Consider the following 19,439-nt stretch of genomic DNA (forward strand, 5'->3'; position numbering starts at 1 on the left):
TATCTGTTTTCATCAGCAGAATTTTGCGCAGCCAGCCAATTGCGGCTTGCGATAAACATATGGAAATACGAATATACTTTTTTCCATATGTTCTGGACCGGATTGGAGCTGTGTAATGACTGAGTTCTCCAGCGAAACCCCGCATGACTTCCCAAATCTTGACCTGTCACTCTTCGACGCACCAACACCGGAAAAACTCGCAAAGAGCGCAGAACCAGAACATAAACCGCGCATACTTTTACTGTACGGATCAACCCGCGAGCGCTCTTTCAGTCAGTTGCTAACCCGCGAAGCGGCGCGCCTGTTGGAGCTCATGGGCGCCGAAACCGCGGTCTTCGATCCGTCCGGGCTGCCGCTGCCGGACGATGCGCCCGTCGATCATCCCAAGGTCCAGGAACTGCGCGACTTGGTGATGTGGTCGGAAGGCCAGGTCTGGTGCTCACCAGAACGCCACGGCTCGATGTCGGCAGTGTTCAAGGCACAGATCGACTGGATCCCGCTCGCGCTGGGCGCGGTTCGTCCTTCCCAAGGCAAGACGTTGGCGGTGATGCAGGTATGCGGCGGATCGCAATCCTTCAACACCGTGAATCAACTTCGCGTACTGGGTCGCTGGATGCGCATGGTCACGATCCCCAACCAATCCTCCGTCCCCAAAGCCTTCCTTGAGTTCGACGAAGCCGGGCGCATGAAACCCTCGTCCTATTACGACCGGGTCGTCGATGTCATGGAGGAACTGATGAAGTTCACCTTGCTGGTGCGCGGCAGAGAAACCTATTTGGTAGACCGCTACTCCGAGCGCAAGGAAAGCGCCGAAGCGCTCTCCAAACGCGTTAACCAGAGGTCTATCTAGGCGTAGCGATAGTGGCGAGTTTTTCGGTGTGATGTAGGACTTTAACGGACGTACGCTGCATTAACATCGGCCTCATACTGAAGGGCAGCTACGGCCAATGACGCAATCCAGACCACCGAAACCCCGTAATTGAGTCGCTGGTACAGGCCGAACAAGTGACCGTCGGCCAATGCCGTCGCCATCAACATAACCGTCGCGATGGCCAGGACTACGCAGATCGCCGAGATCATTGCGAACCTGGACGATGCGAGCAGCGCCTTGCCGAGGAACGTCCACAGCGCTCCCGCCAGAGTGAGCGAGATGAACATCACCAGCCCCGCAAAATTGTGGCTCTGTTGCGAGACTGACGGTTGAACCGGCGCACAGCCTTGATCGCAGGAAAAATAGCCGGCCGTAACGCTTGCCAAGCCATGGATGAGTATCAGTGCCGCGCTAAGCAAGGCCATACGCGATGCCTTGAACCGTCTCGCCACACCTATTGCGAAAAGCACGAACATTACACCCAGCGGAAAGTTGTTCACCCAAGCAGAGAAGCTGTGGGTTGGCGCTCCAACGGCGCCTAGTTGGCTCATGGCTTGATCCAGATGGCTGTAGCCTGGATAGGCCCGCGCAGTCAGCGTAACCCCCAAAAACAGCCAGAACGGAATCAGTATTCCAGCGCCTAGCAAAGCACGATCAATGGTTTTCATGCTGTGACACTCCGTGTCGTTGTGATGTCCGTTTGTGGTGATGTGAACTCTGGCATTGATTCAAGCATCCACCTGCTCAATCAAGGACAGGGCGCAGGAAACTACGCTCATAACTCAGAATGAATCGTTGTTCCGTCGCCTGGGTCACCAATTCAACGCACTCCGGATCCTGTTCGGCTTTCCTTCGATAGTTTTCATATTCGGCCAGGCTGGAAAAGCTGAACAGGCAGTATGCGATGTTGTTGGCGCCTTCGGCAGGTAGGAAATAGCCATGATGTTTTCCGCCCATTCGGATCACCACTTCAATCCATTGGCGGGAGTAGCTCTCGAAAGCTGGGATCTGGTAGGGGTCAATGACATACCTGACATGGCAAGTAATCATGGGCTCAATCCTTTGAAAATCGGAAAAAACGGATTCTACACAGGATACGAGGCATGTCGTCGATGATTACCATTAGCTGAACAACTGCGTTGCTCATCGCAGTGCCTGACGCCAACGATCAATCATCAACCAGGATCGAAACACCATGGATGAACGCCTGGCCCTTGAGGATCTGGTGAGTCTTGAGCGCACAGGATTCCTCGGCTTTACGCTGCCGCCACTGGAGGAAACGACTGTCAGCGACGCGGCAATCATGCGGGGCTGCATCCCCAGCATCTATCAATGCCATCGTAGCCTGACAAGGGCAGTTGGACGCTTGAGGTAGTGGTTCGACACCCTGCCAAAGGCCATGCGCGCCAACCCCAACAGCTGGATGTATAAACGTACAAGTAGATTGCTATTGTTTAAAACCGTTCTGAGCGGAGCAGTTTCAAACCCTGCTTGAACAAGGAGATTTAAATGTCCGACCTGAACGATCCACGCGTGTTCTTTGCCGCTGAACGAACGTTGCTGGCATGGAACCGAACCAGCCTTTCACTGATGGCATTCGGCTTTGTGATTGAACGATCCGGGCTACTGTTGCAGATGCTAAAGCCGGGCCTTGTGGCCGCCCCTGGAAAACATGTTTCGCTCTGGATCGGACTGGCTTTTCTGACGCTGGGCTCATGGGTTGCCTGCTGGTCGTCCTGGCAATACAAAAAGGTGGTCAAAACCCTCAAGCCCGCTGAGATCCCCCTTGGCTACAGCGTCAATGCTGGCCCTGGCATTAATGTCGGTACTGCAATCCTGGGCGTTTTGCTCATGGCCTATTTGTCCATTCTGTGAGCAAGGCTGGCCTGCCTGACCTCACTCGGCTTCCCGCAATCACTTCGGCATACGAGGGTCAACGGCACCCCATGGGCTGTCGACTGGTGCGGTCGACCTTTTTTCGACGAGTAAGCGCGCGAATTTGATCGACTCGAATTTATTTCAAAATATTGCTGAATGCACCGGAATTGTCATCAGACAGAAATATTTAAAGAATTAAATCGTCACTTCTCCGATAGGTGGGTTCCTCCACTTAACTCCTTTCATTGAGGTGTTGTCGTGATGTTGCTGACTAAAAAAAGCCTGTCTGTCTTGCTGGCGTCCCTCTGCATGAGTGGCCTTGCTCATGCAACCGATGTTAACGGTGCAGGCTCCAGCTTTGTCTACCCGGTTTTGTCCAAGTGGTCGCAGGACTACAGCAAAAGCTCCAGCAACCGTATCAATTACCAGTCGATTGGGTCGGGTGGCGGTATCGCTCAGATCAAGGCTGCAACAGTAGATTTCGGTGCGTCCGACGCCCCGTTGTCTGCCGATGACCTCAAGGCCGGTGGTCTGGGTCAATTCCCCAGTGTCATTGGAGGCATCGTGCCGGTGATGAACATTGAGGGGATCGCGCCGGGCCAATTGAGGCTCGACGGTGAGATCCTGGCGAAAATCTTCCTTGGTGAGATTACTGTCTGGAACGACCCGGCTATCGTCGCACTGAACCCGGGCGTGAAACTGCCTGACAGCAAAATCACTGTCGTTCACCGTTCTGACGGCTCTGGTACCTCTTACAACTTCACCAACTATCTCTCCAAGGTGAGTGATGGTTGGAAATCGAAAATCGGTTTCGGCACCACCGTCCCTTGGCCCGTTGGTGTGGGTGGCAAAGGCAACGAAGGTGTATCTGCCTACGTAAAACAGATCAAAAACTCAATCGGTTACGTTGAGTACGCCTATGCCTTGCAAAACAAGATGACGCACGCACAGTTGAAGAACGCCGCCGGGAAATTCATTCAACCCAATGCCAAAGCGTTCCAAGCAGCTGCCGATACCGCAGACTGGGCTAACGCCAAGGACTTCAACCTGATCATGACCAACGCACCTGGCGATAGCGCATGGCCAATCACGGCGACCACTTGGATCATCATGTACAAACAGCCAAAGAATGCCGAGCAAAGCCAAGCTGCCTTCAACTTTTTCAAATGGTCGTTGGAGAACGGCCAGCAGCAGGCATCGGCACTGGACTATGTCGCCTTGCCTGACTCCCTGGTGAAGCGGATCGAAGGTTATTGGAAGTCTGACTTCGCCCGTTGATCCGGCAACATTAAAACACCCCTTCCTCAAGCACGTTTTGCCTGGCGAAGGGGTTTGTTTGTGAGCAGACAAAACATGAACGACACAGTCCATCTTCTGGCCATGACCACTCACACAAGCGACGTTGCGAGTGATAGGCGTGCAACGCGCGATCAGCGTCATGATCTCTGGTTCAAGCGGTCAATGCTTGGCGCCGCAATGCTGGTGCTGTTGCTACTGGCGAGCATCGCCGCCTCGACACTCTGGGGCGGTCGTCTTGCATTCAAAACCTTCGGCCTTGACTTTCTTACAAGCACTGAGTGGGATGCTGTCAACAACCACTTCGGTGCACTGGTGCCGATTTACGGCACCCTCATGACGTCTTTTCTGGCGCTGCTGATTGCGGTTCCTGTCAGCTTTGGCATCGCGATTTTTCTCACTGAAGTAGCACCGCCCTGGCTGCGGATGCCCGTCGCCTCGGCGGTTGAGCTGCTCGCGGGGATTCCATCGATTATCTACGGCATGTGGGGGCTGTTCGTTTTCGGCCCGTTCATGGCAGAGCATCTATCACCCTGGATCAATGACTATCTGGGTGAACTTCCTTTAGTGGGCTCGCTGTTTCAAGGCCCACCATTAGGAATCGGCATGCTGACAGCAGGCATTGTGTTGGCAATCATGATCATGCCCTTCATCACCTCCGTCATGAATGAAGTGTTTCGTAGCGTTCCCACAACACTCAAGGAGTCTGCCTACGCGCTAGGCAGCACCACCTGGGAAGTGGTCTGGGACATCGTTCTGCCTTACACGCGGTCGGCGGTTGTCGGGGGAATTTTCCTGGGGCTCGGACGCGCATTGGGCGAGACCATGGCGGTGACTTTCGTGCTGGGTAATGCTCAACAGTTCTCCGCCTCATTGCTGATGCCAAGCAGCTCCATCGCGTCAGTCATCGCCAACGAGTTCAGCGAAGCCTATACCGACCTGCATCGTTCCTCGCTGATTGCGCTGGGCTTCTTGCTGTTTGTCGTCACCTTTATCGTCCTGGCGCTAGCACGACTCCTGCTTATGCGACTTTCACGCAAGGAGGGTCTATGACTGGCAACGAACGTCTTTACCAAATCCGAGTGTTCAAGAATCGACTTGCAATGGTGCTCAGTTGTGGCGCCACAGCCTTCGGCCTCATCTGGCTGGTCTGGATTCTGCTGACCACGGTGATCAACGGATTTCAGGCGCTCAACCTTCGCCTCTTCACACAGATGACACCGCCGCCCGGTACGGAAGGAGGTCTGGCAAACGCGTTCTATGGCAGTGCCCTGATGTCGGCTATCGCCCTGCTAATAGGAACGCCCATCGGCTTGATGGCGGGGATCTGGCTAGCGGAGTTCGCCCGACATTCGCGTCTGGGCAACACAGTCCGTTTTATTAACGACATTCTGCTTTCGGCACCGTCTATTGTGCTGGGTCTGTTCATTTACACCGGCGTTATCCTGCCGTTGAACCTGCTGACTAACCATCAGGTGGGTTTCTCTGCAATCGCCGGAGCACTGGCATTGGCACTATTGGTGATTCCAGTGGTAGTCCGGACCACTGACGAAATGCTTCAGTTGCAACCCTCAACGATGCGGGAAGCCGCGCTGGCACTAGGTGTCCCGCAATGGAAACTGACCCTGCAAATCGTCTTGCGAGCGGCAAAAGCGGGGGTGGTTACCGGGGTGCTTCTAGCACTCGCCAGAATCACCGGTGAAACAGCGCCGCTGTTGTTTACAGCGTTCGGCAACCAGTTCTGGAGCAGCAATCTGCTTAAACCAATTGCCAGCGTGCCCGTGGTGATTTTCCAGTACGCCATGAGCCCATTCGATGACTGGCACGCTCTGGCCTGGGCTGGCGCATTGGTGCTGACCTTGTTTGTACTGGTACTCAGTTTTCTGTCCCGTTTGATCCTTTTGCGCAATAGGTTGACCTGATGAATAGCCGTGACCTTGTCCCCGAGAGAACAAAAATTCGCGTTCGTGACCTGGAGTTTTTTTACAACAACCAGCGCTCGCTGAAGTCCATCGATATGGACATTCCAGAGAAACGCATCACCGCGATCATTGGGCCATCGGGTTGCGGGAAGTCGACGTTACTGCGGGTATTCAACCGCATCTACGCCATGTACCCAAAGCAGGAAGCGCGCGGCGAGGTGCTGCTCAACGGTGAGAATATTCTCGCGCCTGGTTACTCGATGAACCGGCTGCGCAGCCATATAGGCATGGTATTTCAGAAACCGGTGCCGTTTCCGATGTCCATTTACGACAACGTTGCCTACGCGGTGCGCCACCATGAACAACTCTCCCGTCGTGAGATGGATGCACGCGTAGAACAAGCCCTCAAAGGTGCAGCGCTTTGGGACGAGGTCAAGGACAAGCTCAAACAAAGCGCACAGAGCTTGTCGGGTGGTCAGCAACAACGCCTGTGTATAGCGCGCACCATCGCGTTGCGACCCCAAGTATTGCTTCTGGATGAGCCGACTTCCGCGCTTGACCCGATTTCCACCGGTCGTATTGAGCAGTTGATCACTGAGTTGAAAGAGCAATACACCGTTATCATCGTGACCCACAACATGCAGCAAGCCGCACGGGTGTCGGACTACACCGCCTTTATGTTCATGGGCGAATTGATTGAGCATGATGTGACCGATAAGATATTCACCACGCCAAAAGTGAAGCAGACGGAAGACTACATTACCGGTCGCTTTGGATAACGACCCTTCTTCACTCAGTACATTCGTAAGCGCTCAGCCCCTAGAGCTGCAAGGAGTTCGGTAACGTTGGTGAGAACATTAGTGGCCATCACCATAAGCGCATCGCTCGGAGGGTGGTTACGCAGTATTTTGGGGGCGAAGCTCAAGAGCTTGTTTCCAAGCATGCCCGCCGGAACGCTCGTAGCGAATTTAGCCGGTGGGTACTTCATTGGCCTGGCCATCGGCTTCTGGGCGGATTCACCGCTTCTCTTCCCTCGCTGGCACCTTGCGATCATCACAAGCTTTTGCATAGGGCTTGCTATCTTCTCGATCGCCTCGGCAGGATCGGCCTCGTTAAGCCAAAAAGAACGGTTCATTCCCGCAATTGGGGCTATCTCGCTTCATGTCATAAGCGTGCTTGTTATGACTGCGCTGGGAGCGCTCACCTTCCAGTGGATAAACGACGTCTAGAAAAGATTTGACCATAGGTTGGCATGACATTTGGCTATGTGATTGGTATGCGTCCGGCCAACCATCGTGACACCGAGGGAGATTGAGGAGTTACTCCCGCATAAGTGGTCGGCCGTTTAACCGTAAGGGGCCAGGGAACACACCTTCCTCGCCCGACCGACAAGGGCGATTGTGTCCACTCGCCACCGATCCCATGGATATGCGTGCCGGCACCGAGACTGCGTTGGCCAGGGTGATAGCGGTGTTTGGTGCGGCGAAGCCGCACTGCGCTTATCTGTTCGCCAACCGCCGCGCCACTCGCATGAAGGTTCTGGTACATGACGGGGTTGGAATCTGGCTGGCTGCTCGCAGGTTGAATCAAGATAAGTTTCACTGGCCAGGCATTCGGCATGGCTCTGAAATGGAATTGGATGCCGAGCAACTTCAAGCCTTGGTACTGGGCCTGCCATGGCAACGCGTGGGATCTGGCGGCGCGATCACACTGCTTTAAGGGCTGCCATTAGCCTATCGGTCTATCGCCGCGAACTGCCTGCTCTGGCAAAATCTGCAGCATGACTTCTTCGCCCAATCTCGACCAAATGTCCCCCGACCAACTGCGTGCCTTGGCTGCGCAGTTGCTGTCGCAGGTCGACACCATGGAGAAGAAGATCCATCGCGACCAAACAGTCATCGAGAAGCTGACGCACGAGATCGCTCAGCTCAAGCGCATGAAATTTGCCAAGCGCAGCGAGCAGTTGAATCCGCAGCAGGCCAGCTTGCTCGATGACCTAATCGATACCGATATCGCAGCGATTGAAGCTGAGCTTCAAGCCTTGCAAACCGCTCCGACACCGACCGAGAAAAATCAAAAGCCTAAACGCACTGCGTTGCCGGCAGAGTTTCCACGCACGTTGATCCATCACGAACCGGACAACACCCACTGCCCATGCGGCTGCGCACTCAAACGCATCGGTGAAGATATCAGCGAAAAGCTGGACTACACGCCGGGCGTGTTTACCGTTGAGCGCCATGTTCGTGGCAAGTGGGTCTGTGATGACTGCGAAACGCTGATCCAGGCGCCGGTTCCGGCGCAGGTCATCGACAAGGGCATCCCGACCGCCGGGTTGCTGGCCCACGTCATGATTGCCAAGTACGCCGACCATCTGCCCCTTTACCGCCAGGAATAGATTTTCGGTCGAGTTGGCTTGGCGACTCTGCGTTCAACTTTGGCTCAATGGGTAGGCGTTACGGGCGTGCGGCTACAGCCTCTGGTCAATGCGCTGCGCGACGTAGTGCTCGGGCAGCAGGTCATCCACGCCGATGAAACGCCAGTGCAGATGCTCGCTCCGGGTTCGAAGAAAACCCACCGTTCTTATGTCTGGGCCTACGTCGCCAGCCAATTCTGCGAAACAGCGGCTGTCGTTTACGACTTCAGCCCCAGCCGCGCCGGAGAACACGCCCGCAACTTCCTGCAAGACTGGAAGGGCAAGCTGGTCTGCCACGATTTGGGCGGCTACAAGGCCAGCTTTGAACTCGGCGTGACCAAGATCGGCTGCATGGCCATGCGCGTCGCAAGTTCTTCGAACTGCACGCCACCAACAAGAGCATGCTCGCCGAGCAGGCCCTGCGCTACATCCAGTTGCTTTACGAAATCGAGAGCGAAGTCCGTGACCTGCAGCCGGATTTACGGCGCCGAATACGGCAAGAAAAAGCCGTGCCGGTGATGGATGTTCTGCATACGTGGATGATCGCCCAGCGCGATCTTGTGCCCGAAGGTTCGGCTATCAGCAGAGCGCTGGATTACGGCCTGAAACGCTGGGCAGCGCTATCGCGCTACCTCGATGACAGGGCCGTGCCCATTGACAACAATTGGGCGGAGAACCAGATCCGGCCGTGGACACTGGGGCGCAAGAACTGGCTCTTCGCAGGTTCACTGCACAGCGGCAAACGGGCGGCTGCGATCATGAGCTTGATCCAGTCTGCGCGGCTGAATGGTCATGATCCGTAGCCTACCTCAAGATGTGCTGACGCGGCTGCCGACGCAGCGGGCGAATGAGATTGAGCAGCTGCTGCCGCACCGATGGCAAGGTTTCACCCTTCTTGCCCACAGCCGGCCTATTGCCTAACTAGTTTGCTCGCATAGCAATTTTCTGCCACTCCGTTTGGCTAGAACCATGAGCGTCAGCCCGACGAGAACAGGCGGAATGCTCAACAGTTGGCCAACGTTTAGTGGCAGGGAATAGTCATAGCTGGCTTGGTGCATCTTGGTGAGTTCAAGCAGGAATCTCGCCGAGAAGACTGCTGATAAAAACAACCCGCTCAGGAACCCCGGTTCCAGGGTGGCGCGGCGTTTCTGGTACAGCAAGAACATCAGCAAAAACATTACAAGATAGACGCATGCTTCATAGAGTTGTGTGGGGTGCCTAGGCAGCGTATCAATTCGGGAGAATACAATTGCCAATGGAATATCCGTCGGAACACCGGCGATCTCAGAATTGAAGAAATTGCCCACTCTGATCAGGCAGCCGCCCAAAAGAGCTACTATGGCAATCCTGTCCAGCAGCCAGAGATAGCCTATGTCGGAACGACGTCGGCAGAATAGATAGAGGCTAAGGGCGAGTCCAATAGCGCCGCCGTGGCTTGCTAGCCCGCCTTTCCAGATGGCTAGGATTTCCGCAGGATTGCTGAAGTAAAACGCTGGATCGTAAAACAGCACGTGCCCAAGCCGGGCGCCGAGCACTGTACCCAAGCCGAGATAGATCAGCAGAGCGTCCAGGTCACCCTCAGGCTTACCTTCTCGTCTGAAGATAAACCTCATGATCGCCATACCGAAGCCAAACGCGGCTGCGAACAGGACGCCGTACCAGTGGATATCGAGCACTCCGAATCGCATCAGTACAGGGTCGGTGTTCCATACAAAATACTGCTCCATCGCGCAATCTCTCCTTGGCTAACAGACGCTTCCACTTGCAGTTATCCCTTTCCCTGTAAATCAATGCGCTACAGATGAAGCCTCGTGGGCCGCAGGCCTGTCACAGGAATCAGTTCGCAACCATACCAGTTCATCGGCCATGGAGCACTTAGCCGCAGGGATCAGGGCAAATGGCATTGAGGTGATTGATAGCTGCCTGAGTCACACAATGTGAGTTGGGCGGACGCTTACGGACAACTACGACTTAAGGAAAGGAAATGGGCATTCTTGATCGCTTGTTCGGCGGCCGCTTTACGCTACCGCCACCGGAGGAAACGACTGTCAGCGACGCGGCGATCATGCGGGAGCTGCATCCCTATCGCTCCGGGCTCAAGGCATTTGCTCAGGCCATATTGGCCCGCATGCCGGAAGACGAGCGCGCCAGGCTGGTCAGGCGCGTGCTGCGCATTTACGGCTCGGGCCAGGAGCCAGCCTCGGCGCTGGTGGAAGGACTGCTGGATACAGACCGGGGCCAGAAGCTCGAACACTTGGCTTTGCTCGGCGTCGACTGGAAAGGCTTTGATGGTTTCGAATACCTGGCGCCCTACCTGGTTAGCGCCAGCGGGGTGAAAGAGGCCTATCGGCATGAGGGCACGCTATCGATGTCGCAGACGCTGGCCAGTTTTGATCAGTGGCTGACGGCGTTCGACAAACGCTACCTGCACCTGGACTCCGGTGGCGACGAATATGTGGGGTTCATCGCCGACGCCAAGCAGGTTGAAGCCATGATCGAACTCGCGCGGCAAGCAGGTATTGAAGTGCGCCTCGATAGCTTCTGAACGAAGAGGCGTCATCGCTGGGTAGCGTTATTGCGCTGAACGAAGCGAGCAACGCAACAGTCGGAGCAACAAGACCCTCGGCAAAGAAACCTGGCCCATGCCCCTGCGATCCACTGCCCTCGCTACGTTGTTCACTTTGGCTGCCAGCACGGCGGCCGCTGTGCCTGAACCGCTGCGCCTGGAAAGCCTGAAACGCTGCGGCGGCCTGCTGCAAAGCCAGCAGCAGGACTGGTGCCTGACCGTACGCGGACTGGGCAACGCAACGCCGCAACTGAAGCTGGGCACGAAAGCAATATCGGCAGACACGGTCCAGCGTGAAGGGAACAACCTGCGCTTGCGCCTGGACAACGCCGAGTACCAGAGCGGCCCGCTCTGGCTGCAAGACGGCCCACGCGCCAGCAATGCCGCCTGGCTGACCTTGCGCAACAGTCACGTACTGGCCGCCGGAGCGGACGAAGTAGCGAAGAACATGGATGGCCTGAACACCTACGTCGACCTGGTCAGTGTGCTGATCGAGGAAGACCATGATGGCCGCCAGGAAGCCGAGCGCCTGGCCCGCAAGTACGGGGCAACGGTGGTCGGCAGCATCGCGCCGCTGAACCTGTATCAACTTCGCCTGCCGGCCAAGGACTTGGTGCAGCGTGACGCCCTGGTGCTGCGCCTGGGCAGCGAAACCAGCGTGGACGCCGTGGTCATCGAAGAGTCCTCGGCCGAAGAAACCGAGCAGGCCGCCGCCCATACTGAAGAACCGAAGAAGCCAGCCCTGGACTCCGATGAGTGGGCCGCGAATCGCTTTCTCGACGCGGTGAATTATTACCAACGACGCATCTCCGGACGACAGCCGCCCATCCAGCCGCAACCGGTGCGCATCGGCCTGATCGAGCGCGATGTCGATTTCGACACGACGGATTTCGCAGACTACCTCGGCGCCTGCTCACCGCCGCGCACCTGCGTCTACGCTCGCGATGCAGACAAGCCGGACAACCACGGCACAACCGTCGCCGGCATCCTCGCCGCACGCTGGGACGACAGCGGCAACACTGGTTTTCTCCGAGGCCTGGACAAGGCCAGTGGCGGCTTCGAAGTTATCGTCGAGCGCAATTCCGATGCCGGGATCACCGCCAACATTGCCGCCTCGGTCAACCTCGTGGAGGACGGTGTGCGCGTGCTCAACTGGAGCTGGGGCATCCACCGCGTCGGCGCCAAAGACATCAAGGGCGATGACGTCGACTCGCTGCTGCGCTCGGGCATCGCCATGGGCGGGTACGAGGAACTGCTGGAGGAGTTCTTCCTCTGGCTGCGCAAGGAACATCCCGACGTCATCGTGGTGAACTCCGCCGGCAATGGATCTTCGTTCTCGGGCAGCGACGAATACCGCCTGCCCTCCTCCTTCATCACCGAACAATTGCTGGTGGTCGGCGGGCACCAGCGCAGTGAGCGCACCGGCGTCGCCGTCGACGACCCGGCCTATGCAGTCAAGCGCAGTTCTTCGAACATCGACATGCGCGTCGACATCACCGCCGCCGCTTGCGCCCACGCTTCGACGACCAACGCCGGCCAGGACAGCGCGGTGCATTGCGGCACGTCCTACGCCACGCCCATGGTCGCAGGCCTGCTGGCGGCAATGCTGTCCATCAACCCGCAACTGCACCCCGAGCAACTGCGCATGCTGCTACGCCGCAGCGCCATGACCATCGGTGACAATCACGACTTCGAACAGATGGACGCCGAAGACCTCACTGCGCCCATCCTGCCGTCGGAGCGCCGCTACCAACTCAACGACAAAGACGTCGGCCGCTCCGCGCGGCTGGACATGCAAAAAGCCCTGGACCTGGCCGCACAAAGCCGCGACCGCGTGCGTTGAAAGTCAAGGCACGTCTAACTCAAGACGATGTCTGCCTTGCGCGGGCAAAACCATCCATGCATCAGGCCCGCCTGGTAGAACTGAACCGGAGCCTCGAACCCAGCAGTCTCGATGAGACCGGCGACCTGCTGTGTCGGCAGGATAGCCACGTCCCGGGCGTAGGCGGCACGAGCCCTGACCAGCATTTGCGGCTGTACACCGGCAGAGGACATCAGCGTCATCCAGTTGCGCAGTAGTGCCTCATAGGCTGGTGATTCGGTGTCAGCAGCGAGGTCGGTGTTTGCCAATATTCCCCCCGGCTTAAGCCGGCGGGCGATCTCATGGAAGAACGCTATACGGGCTTGTGGCTCGAGCAAAAACTGAGACACCAGAAAACAGGTGGCACCGTCGTGGTCAGGCTCGGCAGGCAGCGCGTCAAGGTAACCCTGATGAAAGCTGCAACGCGAGAGGAAGCCTTCTTGCACTGCTTTCTGCCGGCAGATATCGAGCATGGCGCCCGAGGGGTCAACGGCGGTGAAATGCCAGCAGGGGTTATGCTGGGCCAGGTGGGCCAGCTCCGCACCGGTGCCTACGCCGACGCAGAGTATCCGGGCATGTTCCGGTAAGTCAGCGAACACGGCGTCGAGCAGGGTGTACAGGGCGTCACGAATAGGCGCCATTCCCGCCCATTGCTTGTCGTAGCCGGCGGCCTGCTGGTCGAATAGGGCCTTGAGTTCTTCATTGCGCATGGAGAGCACCTTCCTTTGCGTCGTGATGGGATGTACCGCGATGGATGCGGCTACGCTTTGAGTATCCCAGGGCTGTCAAGCCCCACTGGTTGCGCGGCATTGAGTCGCCAGTCATGGAACCAGTCGGTAGGTGGACTGCACCAGCCCCGAAGGAAAGCTGCGGCTGGATACCAATTTCAAATCCACATCCCGCTCAAGCCCACCGAACAACGGCCGCCCCGAGCTACACCCAACACCGCCACAACAAAGGCCCCCAAAAATGCCCACCGCCCACGTCTTCATCGCCACCCGCTAGTCTAGAGACTTGATTCGCCGAGTTCATAGTCACTTCAGTTATCCCCATCGACTCGATCGGTCCAAGCCTGACATATTTAGTATATCTTTTCGGAAACGCCCTACAATACGTTTAAAGATTTTGCAATAGGATATCCGACCAATTAAAAGGAGTTAAGCGTATGGCCAATCACAGTTACATGACGATTTCCGGATCACAACAAGGCCTGATCTCCGCAGGCTGTTCCACTCAAGACTCCATCGGAAACAAGTGCCAAGCTGGGCACGAAGACGAAATCATGGTGCTGGCCTACTCTCATAATATGACCGCAGGCGATGAGGGAAGCATTATGGGCGGCCGTGGCAAACACATGCCAATCGTACTTACAAAAAATATCGACAAGTCTACACCTCTGTTGGCGAGCGCTCTGCACGAAGGCGAAGAAATCGAATGCAAAATCAACTTCTATCGCACGTCGCCTGCTGGCTTCGACGAGAAATATTTTACTGTCATGCTCAGCGGTGGACGCATCGCAAACATAAGCGTTCAAGTACCACATGCCATTCACATGAGCGACGCGCAACCCCAAGAGCTGATTGCCATCCGCTATCGAGAGATAAGCTGGGCACACCATCAGGCAGGTACAAGCGCCTATAGCTCTTGGGGTAATAAAGATGAATGACCCTTCATGCGACATTAATGACGTAGCTAAAGCAGGCTCTGACCTGGTGGTACTGGGGTGCACAATTGGTGCAACCAACTTCTATGACGGTTTTACCCAGCTCCAATTCGGTTCAATTATCGCCAACTTCGTTAACGAAGTTATAAAAGACGTCAACGACGGCCTAATTAGCGCTTGGGAGGGTGTACAGGAGATAAGGGCAGAATATGCAGACCTATCGAACAAGGTACTTTTTTATGCTCAAAACGGTATAGGGGTTGCTGCGGGTGTCATGCAGGTTGAGGTGGGCATCGCCATTACGGGAAGCTCTTACGGTGCGGGGGCGCCAGTAGGTGCGTTTTTTGTCGCCCACGGCGTCAACAACATCTACGAGGGTGGAATGAACATTTATAACGGCCCCGGCGCCCCAGCTGCACAGGGACCTACTCGGCGCGCCTATCAAATGTTTTTAGACGATGACTATAAGGGGGACATGGCCTATGGAACGATCGACTTGATATTGTCGGCAGGCGCAATGATGCGGCCAGTTCGCAGGACAGACGCAGTACAACTTTTCAGGCGCGACCCTCTGAATTACGAGTCTGCATATCAACAGACCGGTAAGCTGGCATTGTTTTTCGAAGCGTTAGTAGATGCCATTACCATCAACGCCATGCTCTCAAAGGAAAAACTTGAAATAGAAAACAACTGACACGTGAGCGGCGATTAATTACCACATCTTGCGTAACCGGGGAGCGTAAAAGCGTAATCCAGCAATGACGATGACAAGAAACACAATACCGCTCACAACCCAATAGGCTTTGCCGTTCAGGGGGAAAACTTTCGTTATTCCCCAGACAATAATCATTGTATAACCCATAGAGCAGCCAACAACAACCAACCCCAAACTTAATAAATACCTGACTGTATACATCTCATACCCCCTTAAGCAGTGGTCGATAAGGGAATGTACCATAAGTTCATCGAAGCACCTACCGGCAACCTTGTCAGAAAATTCTCTATTTTTTAAGAAGCTGGTTAACTCATGCATCATAGATACTGTAGCTCCGCTAAGGGCGGCATGACGCGGCGGTCCAAAATTGAAGTACCCATAGCTTAGTAAGCTATGTAATTTCTGCATGCATTCTTCTATCGCCTGACCAAGCTTTCCACGTTATACCTCAGAACGTGATCAAGCCTTTTGTGAATTCGATAAGCTCTTGGTGATAACTTTCTTTAGGGCTGCACTGATTTTCAGCAATCAACACGTGCACAGAACATTAGTGTCAAAAGGCTGTTTCTCTTTAAGTATGTGGTAGCTCGCACGCGCCAGTTTATAAGCCAATGCTTTGGTCGCGACCACGCTGTTTGTCTTGGCTTTCTTTTTCTCGAAAAATCGTTTGGATAATCGTATGATTTTGAACGTCAGCTTAGGGTCGATTCTGTTGAAAACAGTCGAGTTGGGCTGCCCCTCCAGTGAATTGAGTACTGAAAACGCCAATTTTGCAGGCAGCTAAGTAAAGCCTGAGCCACTAATCCCGTGCACAACGTAAAAAATTACATATCAGACGCGAACTTTTCCGCGGTGGAAATCAAAGCCCACTTTTTCATCAGAATCGATCTAACCCCCTTACCGGCAACACAGACAACCACTGACCACCGGCTGATCGGGGTCGTTTTCGAGAAATGTGACTATGACTTCCATGCCCGTCCGAGGGGGGCCAATTTCACAACGCCAATTGGAAGCCTCCCTCAGCCAACAACGACTCTTGTCGTCAAATCTATCTTCACGGTCCCAGGGAACTTGACCTTGATCCTCCCGTAGCGCCGCTCACTCTGGGTCGCCTCGTCCTCCAGAGCGATGACTACGGCGATCTGGTCACTTGGCACCTGAGGTTTCTCGTGGGCCAACGGCGGACAATAGGACACCTCCCACGGAACAACGATGAAGCGGTTGCGGTAGCCCTGATGAAAGTCATCCTCGTTCCCAGTGTTGCCACTGGCGACGTTTTCACCCAATACCTGTGGTTGCCTGCCTTCGTGGATGACCCGGGTCAGTAGCCATGGAACGTTCCACTCTGGACGCAGATGGCCCGAGACTTCCAGCACATGGCCACTGCCTAACCGAGGCTGGTCACTTTGCCCTTCAACGTGACGATAAGGCGCGTAGCGGTGCACCACAGTACGAAGACTTTCTTGTCCATGAACAGTGGGTTGCGCAACCCTGGGAAAAACCGCCTGATCATCGCCAAAAACCAGCACGTGGCCATGAGCGCTATGCTGGAAGTGAAAGTGGATACCCTCTTCTTCGCACAAGCGCTGAATGAAGTGCAAATCCGTTTCGTCGTACTGGGTACAGTAGTCACGCTCGGGGTAGGTCGCCCCCAGATGAAACCGACAGGCGTCGCCCAGAATGCCGTGCTCTTGCAGTATCAACGCGACGATTTCCGGCACCGAGAACTGTTGATAGATCCTCTGGTTGATGCGGTGACGCAAGTAGGACAGGTGCGGTACGAGGGCCAGTTTGTAGCGCGTCAACCGCTGACCGTTGCTGCTTTGAGCGATGTGATAGACCCGTCCATGAATGCCGTTGCCCTTCGAGTCGAAGGTCAGAAAGGCCTCTACATCGAAGAGGCTTTCAAGATCCAGGTCAGACTGCTCGCTAACAAACTCCACGCTGAAGAGGTAAGGCTTGCTGATCGCCTCCTCTCCAGTGAACGCGAGCACTTGAAAACCTTGCTCAAAACCGTCGATGGTCAAACTGAAGTACGTTTGATTGGCTGGGCTGAACATCCGCTGTTCTCTTCTTACATAAGGCGGCGCAATGACCGGAAGACCCCGAGCACTACTGGGCTGAGGGATTATAAGGTTCTCATCCACCCGCCCAGCATCCCTGTATATCGGCGTTTACGTCTTGCTTTCCAGACATACAATCAAGTCAGATCACACACCACTCTTCACTTTGGTCCAGATCCGCGTGCGGATTCGCTCCAATTTCAATGGCAGTGGCTCAAGTGGAATAAGTGTTGCGATCGTCTTTTTGTCTGGATAAACCCAAGGATTGTCTCGCAGCTTCTGCTCGACAAACTCAGCGGCATCTTTATTGGCGTTGGGATATAACGTGTGGTTTGAGGTCTTGGCAATAATTTCTGGCCGCAACATGTAATTAATGAACGCCATGCCCTCCGTGGGATGAGGGGCATCTTTTAGCAGGACCAGATTCTCCGACCAGGCCAGCGCGCCTTCGCGAGGTAGACTGTAGGCAATCTTGCGTCCAGTGTTGGCCTTCTCATTGATGGCCTGTGCAGCAAGGGCACCATTGGCCCACCCCACAACTGCACAAATATTGCCGTCAGCCAGGTCGGCGTCGATTCTGGACGAGTCGAAATAGAGGACATAAGGACGGATTTTTAACAGCAAGGCTTGGGCTTTCTGATAATCATCCGGGTTCTTGCTGTTGCTGGGAAGTCCAAGGTAATTCAAGGCAATCGAAACGATCTCACTGGGAGAGTCAAGCATTGCCACGCCGCACGACTGGAGCTTACTGATGTTCTCTTCTTTGAAGATCAGATCCCAGCTATTCACTGGAGCATCATCACCCAATGCCGCTTTGACTTTGTCAACGTCATAGCCAATGCCGGTAGTGCCCCACAAATAGGGCACGGCATAGCGGTTACCAGGATCATTGACCGCGAGCTGGGACAAGAGATCAGGATCGATGTGTGAAAAGTTACTCAGTTGATTACGATCCAATGGCTGAAGGACTCCCGCCTGGATCAGGCTGGGCAACACATTGGAGGTCGCCACAACCACGTCATACCCGGTGCGCCCGGCCATGACTTTGCTCTGCATGATTTCGGCGCTGTCGAACGCATCCATATGCACGCTCGTGCCAGTTTCCTGTTCAAACTCCTTTGGCGTCTCCGGCGCAAGCAACCCGAACCAGTTATACAGATACATCCCGGGCTCTACAGCCGCTACTGATGTGCTTATCCCTGCACAGAGAAGCGAGGCGGAAAAAATGGTTCGCAAATGTGACTTTCTCATGCAACATCCTTGTCAAGACGATATGCCCTCATGGCCATCGTAAACCCTGCCAGCGAATATACCGGGTGCTCGCGAATAGTAAATACCCACGAATACTTACCTTTGACCTGAGAATCCCTAACCCAAAAGGGGTAGAAAATGCCGTTTGACCTCCATAGCCTGGCTTGGCATCGATCGATTGGGAAGCTGATCATGCAGCTGAACCGTCCAGATTTCTGGAGTTCACTTGTTCGTACCTTAAATGAATATGTACAGATCGATAATTGGGTTGTATTGATTTTCAGCAATCAACAGGTACAGGTTGTTAGTCTTCCCGAGATAGCCGATGCGCAAGAGATTGACGCATTCACTCATCGCTATGTAAAAGGGCTTTATCTACTCGATCCATTTTATATAGCCAACCGAGAGAATCCACAGAGCGGTTTCTTTCATCTACTGGATATTGCACCAGAGTACTTTCTTGAAACCGAGTACTACCATCAGTACTTTGCACAATACATCTCCATGGATGAGGCGCAGTACAATGTCCAACTCGACCGCGACAGAACGTTGTGCATTTCCATCGGCAGCAAAGTTCACTTTAGCCAAGAACAAATAACCCTGCTTGACATCATCAAGCCTTGGGTAACTGCCTTGATGCATCAGCGCATGGGTTTTGAAAATGACGTAGAGAAAACCCTGACTGAGCCGCCTCTGTGGCCGGAAACGGTCAATCAGCTTGGCACACAAATAACAGCACGCGAGAGTGACGTACTTCGCTTATTACTCAGCGGCTTCTCCAATAAGGAGATAGCCGGAAAGCTGTCCCTCTCGGCGGAGACCATAAAAGTTCACCGCCGCAATATTTACGCAAAATTAAACATCAAGTCACAATCCGAGCTGTTTGCTCGATTCTTCATGCCCAGACAGCATGTTCCCGCTACCCATTAAGGCCAGGGCA

At 54.8% G+C, this 19,439-nt stretch carries 20 protein-coding genes and 3 pseudogenes; 15 read left to right on the forward strand and 8 right to left on the reverse strand.

Annotated features, from left to right (window positions below):
• Window positions 1-115 precede the first annotated feature (115 nt).
• The gene (arsH, locus tag GFU70_RS15360; protein ID WP_058542975.1) at window positions 116-850 is read left to right on the forward strand and encodes an arsenical resistance protein ArsH; all 735 of its coding nucleotides are present in this window, start codon (window positions 116-118) and stop codon (window positions 848-850) included.
• A gap of 41 nt (window positions 851-891) precedes the next feature.
• Here the strand turns inward: arsH and GFU70_RS15365 are convergent, their stop codons facing one another.
• Both GFU70_RS15365 and GFU70_RS15370 read right to left on the reverse strand, forming a co-directional pair.
• Window positions 892-1,539, reverse strand: coding sequence for a DUF998 domain-containing protein (locus tag GFU70_RS15365; protein WP_058542976.1), 648 nt, complete (start codon window positions 1,537-1,539; stop codon window positions 892-894).
• Between the two features lie 76 nt (window positions 1,540-1,615).
• Entirely contained in the window at window positions 1,616-1,921 is a 306-nt protein-coding gene (locus GFU70_RS15370) for an NIPSNAP family protein (protein WP_058542977.1), read from the reverse strand.
• A gap of 145 nt (window positions 1,922-2,066) precedes the next feature.
• Between GFU70_RS15370 and GFU70_RS15375 the strand changes: the two genes are divergently transcribed.
• The 9 genes and pseudogenes from GFU70_RS15375 (at window position 2,067) to tnpC (ending at window position 9,301) form a co-directional block, all read left to right on the forward strand.
• Window positions 2,067-2,246 carry a hypothetical protein gene (locus GFU70_RS15375; RefSeq protein ID WP_058542978.1) on the forward strand — a complete coding sequence of 60 codons (180 nt, stop codon included), beginning with the start codon at window positions 2,067-2,069 and terminating at the stop codon, window positions 2,244-2,246.
• Window positions 2,247-2,380: 134 nt separating this feature from the next.
• Entirely contained in the window at window positions 2,381-2,746 is a 366-nt protein-coding gene (locus GFU70_RS15380; RefSeq protein ID WP_153388360.1) for a YidH family protein, read from the forward strand.
• Window positions 2,747-3,010: 264 nt separating this feature from the next.
• On the forward strand, window positions 3,011-4,027 hold the full coding sequence (pstS, locus tag GFU70_RS15385; RefSeq protein ID WP_116642090.1) for a phosphate ABC transporter substrate-binding protein PstS: 1,017 nt from the start codon (window positions 3,011-3,013) through the stop codon (window positions 4,025-4,027).
• Window positions 4,028-4,129: 102 nt separating this feature from the next.
• Window positions 4,130-5,098: a phosphate ABC transporter permease subunit PstC gene (gene pstC, locus GFU70_RS15390; RefSeq protein ID WP_413468866.1), complete on the forward strand. Its 969-nt coding sequence runs from the start codon at window positions 4,130-4,132 to the stop codon at window positions 5,096-5,098.
• The gene (gene pstA / locus GFU70_RS15395; protein ID WP_058542981.1) at window positions 5,095-5,967 is read left to right on the forward strand and encodes a phosphate ABC transporter permease PstA; all 873 of its coding nucleotides are present in this window, start codon (window positions 5,095-5,097) and stop codon (window positions 5,965-5,967) included. Before pstC ends, pstA begins: the two co-directional genes overlap by 4 nt.
• Window positions 5,967-6,746, forward strand: a complete 780-nt coding sequence (gene pstB / locus GFU70_RS15400; protein ID WP_153388362.1) for a phosphate ABC transporter ATP-binding protein PstB — start codon at window positions 5,967-5,969, stop codon at window positions 6,744-6,746. Before pstA ends, pstB begins: the two co-directional genes overlap by 1 nt.
• A gap of 81 nt (window positions 6,747-6,827) precedes the next feature.
• Window positions 6,828-7,196, forward strand: a complete 369-nt coding sequence (locus GFU70_RS15405; RefSeq protein ID WP_413468821.1) for a CrcB family protein — start codon at window positions 6,828-6,830, stop codon at window positions 7,194-7,196.
• A gap of 169 nt (window positions 7,197-7,365) precedes the next feature.
• Window positions 7,366-7,686 (forward strand): IS66 family insertion sequence element accessory protein TnpB, encoded by a 321-nt coding sequence (gene tnpB / locus GFU70_RS15410; protein WP_264295890.1) that lies wholly within the window; start codon window positions 7,366-7,368, stop codon window positions 7,684-7,686.
• Window positions 7,687-7,747: 61 nt separating this feature from the next.
• A pseudogene (tnpC, locus tag GFU70_RS15415) lies at window positions 7,748-9,301 on the forward strand (IS66 family transposase).
• Here tnpC and lgt read toward each other — a convergent pair.
• On the reverse strand, window positions 9,298-10,107 hold the full coding sequence (lgt, locus tag GFU70_RS15420; protein ID WP_153388364.1) for a prolipoprotein diacylglyceryl transferase: 810 nt from the start codon (window positions 10,105-10,107) through the stop codon (window positions 9,298-9,300). The pseudogene tnpC and the gene lgt overlap by 4 nt on opposite strands.
• 257 nt (window positions 10,108-10,364) lie before the next feature.
• Between lgt and GFU70_RS15425 the strand changes: the two genes are divergently transcribed.
• Entirely contained in the window at window positions 10,365-10,925 is a 561-nt protein-coding gene (locus GFU70_RS15425; RefSeq protein ID WP_153388365.1) for a hypothetical protein, read from the forward strand.
• A gap of 97 nt (window positions 10,926-11,022) precedes the next feature.
• Window positions 11,023-12,789: a S8/S53 family peptidase gene (locus GFU70_RS15430; RefSeq protein WP_153388366.1), complete on the forward strand. Its 1,767-nt coding sequence runs from the start codon at window positions 11,023-11,025 to the stop codon at window positions 12,787-12,789.
• A gap of 14 nt (window positions 12,790-12,803) precedes the next feature.
• On the opposite strand, the gene GFU70_RS15435 is transcribed toward GFU70_RS15430, so the two are convergent.
• Both GFU70_RS15435 and GFU70_RS28765 read right to left on the reverse strand, forming a co-directional pair.
• The gene (locus GFU70_RS15435; RefSeq protein ID WP_116642086.1) at window positions 12,804-13,517 is read right to left on the reverse strand and encodes a class I SAM-dependent methyltransferase; all 714 of its coding nucleotides are present in this window, start codon (window positions 13,515-13,517) and stop codon (window positions 12,804-12,806) included.
• A gap of 111 nt (window positions 13,518-13,628) precedes the next feature.
• Window positions 13,629-13,739 (reverse strand): annotated as a pseudogene (locus GFU70_RS28765) (dihydrofolate reductase); the annotation flags it as partial.
• A 233-nt stretch (window positions 13,740-13,972) separates the two neighbouring features.
• On the opposite strand from GFU70_RS28765, the gene GFU70_RS15440 reads away from it, so the two are divergent.
• Together GFU70_RS15440 and GFU70_RS15445 are read left to right on the forward strand one after the other, a co-directional pair.
• Entirely contained in the window at window positions 13,973-14,473 is a 501-nt protein-coding gene (locus tag GFU70_RS15440) for an Hcp family type VI secretion system effector (RefSeq protein WP_116642085.1), read from the forward strand.
• The gene (locus tag GFU70_RS15445) at window positions 14,466-15,164 is read left to right on the forward strand and encodes a DUF4225 domain-containing protein (protein ID WP_116642084.1); all 699 of its coding nucleotides are present in this window, start codon (window positions 14,466-14,468) and stop codon (window positions 15,162-15,164) included. The genes GFU70_RS15440 and GFU70_RS15445 overlap by 8 nt, the downstream gene beginning before the upstream one ends.
• Before the next feature lie 18 nt (window positions 15,165-15,182).
• On the opposite strand, the gene GFU70_RS15450 is transcribed toward GFU70_RS15445, so the two are convergent.
• The 3 genes and pseudogenes from GFU70_RS15450 to GFU70_RS15460 all read right to left on the reverse strand — a co-directional run bounded on the left by GFU70_RS15450 (window position 15,183) and on the right by GFU70_RS15460 (window position 18,499).
• The gene (locus GFU70_RS15450) at window positions 15,183-15,593 is read right to left on the reverse strand and encodes a hypothetical protein (protein ID WP_153388367.1); all 411 of its coding nucleotides are present in this window, start codon (window positions 15,591-15,593) and stop codon (window positions 15,183-15,185) included.
• A gap of 489 nt (window positions 15,594-16,082) precedes the next feature.
• Window positions 16,083-17,245, reverse strand: a pseudogene (gene tssI / locus GFU70_RS15455) (type VI secretion system tip protein TssI/VgrG).
• 150 nt (window positions 17,246-17,395) lie between these two features.
• A complete protein-coding gene (locus tag GFU70_RS15460) occupies window positions 17,396-18,499 on the reverse strand; it encodes a polyamine ABC transporter substrate-binding protein (RefSeq protein ID WP_058542990.1) in 1,104 nt (367 codons plus the stop codon).
• Window positions 18,500-18,637: 138 nt separating this feature from the next.
• Between GFU70_RS15460 and GFU70_RS15465 the strand changes: the two genes are divergently transcribed.
• Window positions 18,638-19,429 carry a response regulator transcription factor gene (locus GFU70_RS15465; RefSeq protein WP_058542991.1) on the forward strand — a complete coding sequence of 264 codons (792 nt, stop codon included), beginning with the start codon at window positions 18,638-18,640 and terminating at the stop codon, window positions 19,427-19,429.
• Window positions 19,430-19,439 lie beyond the last annotated feature (10 nt).

It is taken from the genome of Pseudomonas brassicacearum (assembly GCF_009601685.2).
Lineage (GTDB): Bacteria > Pseudomonadota > Gammaproteobacteria > Pseudomonadales > Pseudomonadaceae > Aquipseudomonas > Aquipseudomonas kilonensis_B.

What these genes read in the sequence shown, in the direction of transcription:
- GFU70_RS15445 (WP_116642084.1), top strand. Translation starts at nt 14,466, where the DNA reads ATGAATGACCCTTCATGCGACATTAATGACGTAGCTAAAGCAGGCTCT.
- GFU70_RS15450 (WP_153388367.1), bottom strand. Translation starts at nt 15,593, where the DNA reads ATGCAGAAATTACATAGCTTACTAAGCTATGGGTACTTCAATTTTGGA.
- pstS (WP_116642090.1), top strand. Translation starts at nt 3,011, where the DNA reads ATGTTGCTGACTAAAAAAAGCCTGTCTGTCTTGCTGGCGTCCCTCTGC.
- pstA (WP_058542981.1), top strand. Translation starts at nt 5,095, where the DNA reads ATGACTGGCAACGAACGTCTTTACCAAATCCGAGTGTTCAAGAATCGA.
- GFU70_RS15465 (WP_058542991.1), top strand. Translation starts at nt 18,638, where the DNA reads ATGCCGTTTGACCTCCATAGCCTGGCTTGGCATCGATCGATTGGGAAG.
- GFU70_RS15380 (WP_153388360.1), top strand. Translation starts at nt 2,381, where the DNA reads ATGTCCGACCTGAACGATCCACGCGTGTTCTTTGCCGCTGAACGAACG.
- arsH (WP_058542975.1), top strand. Translation starts at nt 116, where the DNA reads ATGACTGAGTTCTCCAGCGAAACCCCGCATGACTTCCCAAATCTTGAC.
- GFU70_RS15440 (WP_116642085.1), top strand. Translation starts at nt 13,973, where the DNA reads ATGGCCAATCACAGTTACATGACGATTTCCGGATCACAACAAGGCCTG.
- GFU70_RS15365 (WP_058542976.1), bottom strand. Translation starts at nt 1,539, where the DNA reads ATGAAAACCATTGATCGTGCTTTGCTAGGCGCTGGAATACTGATTCCG.
- pstB (WP_153388362.1), top strand. Translation starts at nt 5,967, where the DNA reads ATGAATAGCCGTGACCTTGTCCCCGAGAGAACAAAAATTCGCGTTCGT.
- GFU70_RS15430 (WP_153388366.1), top strand. Translation starts at nt 11,023, where the DNA reads ATGCCCCTGCGATCCACTGCCCTCGCTACGTTGTTCACTTTGGCTGCC.
- GFU70_RS15425 (WP_153388365.1), top strand. Translation starts at nt 10,365, where the DNA reads ATGGGCATTCTTGATCGCTTGTTCGGCGGCCGCTTTACGCTACCGCCA.
- lgt (WP_153388364.1), bottom strand. Translation starts at nt 10,107, where the DNA reads ATGGAGCAGTATTTTGTATGGAACACCGACCCTGTACTGATGCGATTC.
- GFU70_RS15375 (WP_058542978.1), top strand. Translation starts at nt 2,067, where the DNA reads ATGGATGAACGCCTGGCCCTTGAGGATCTGGTGAGTCTTGAGCGCACA.
- GFU70_RS15460 (WP_058542990.1), bottom strand. Translation starts at nt 18,499, where the DNA reads ATGAGAAAGTCACATTTGCGAACCATTTTTTCCGCCTCGCTTCTCTGT.
- GFU70_RS15370 (WP_058542977.1), bottom strand. Translation starts at nt 1,921, where the DNA reads ATGATTACTTGCCATGTCAGGTATGTCATTGACCCCTACCAGATCCCA.
- GFU70_RS15435 (WP_116642086.1), bottom strand. Translation starts at nt 13,517, where the DNA reads ATGCGCAATGAAGAACTCAAGGCCCTATTCGACCAGCAGGCCGCCGGC.
- pstC (WP_413468866.1), top strand. Translation starts at nt 4,130, where the DNA reads ATGACCACTCACACAAGCGACGTTGCGAGTGATAGGCGTGCAACGCGC.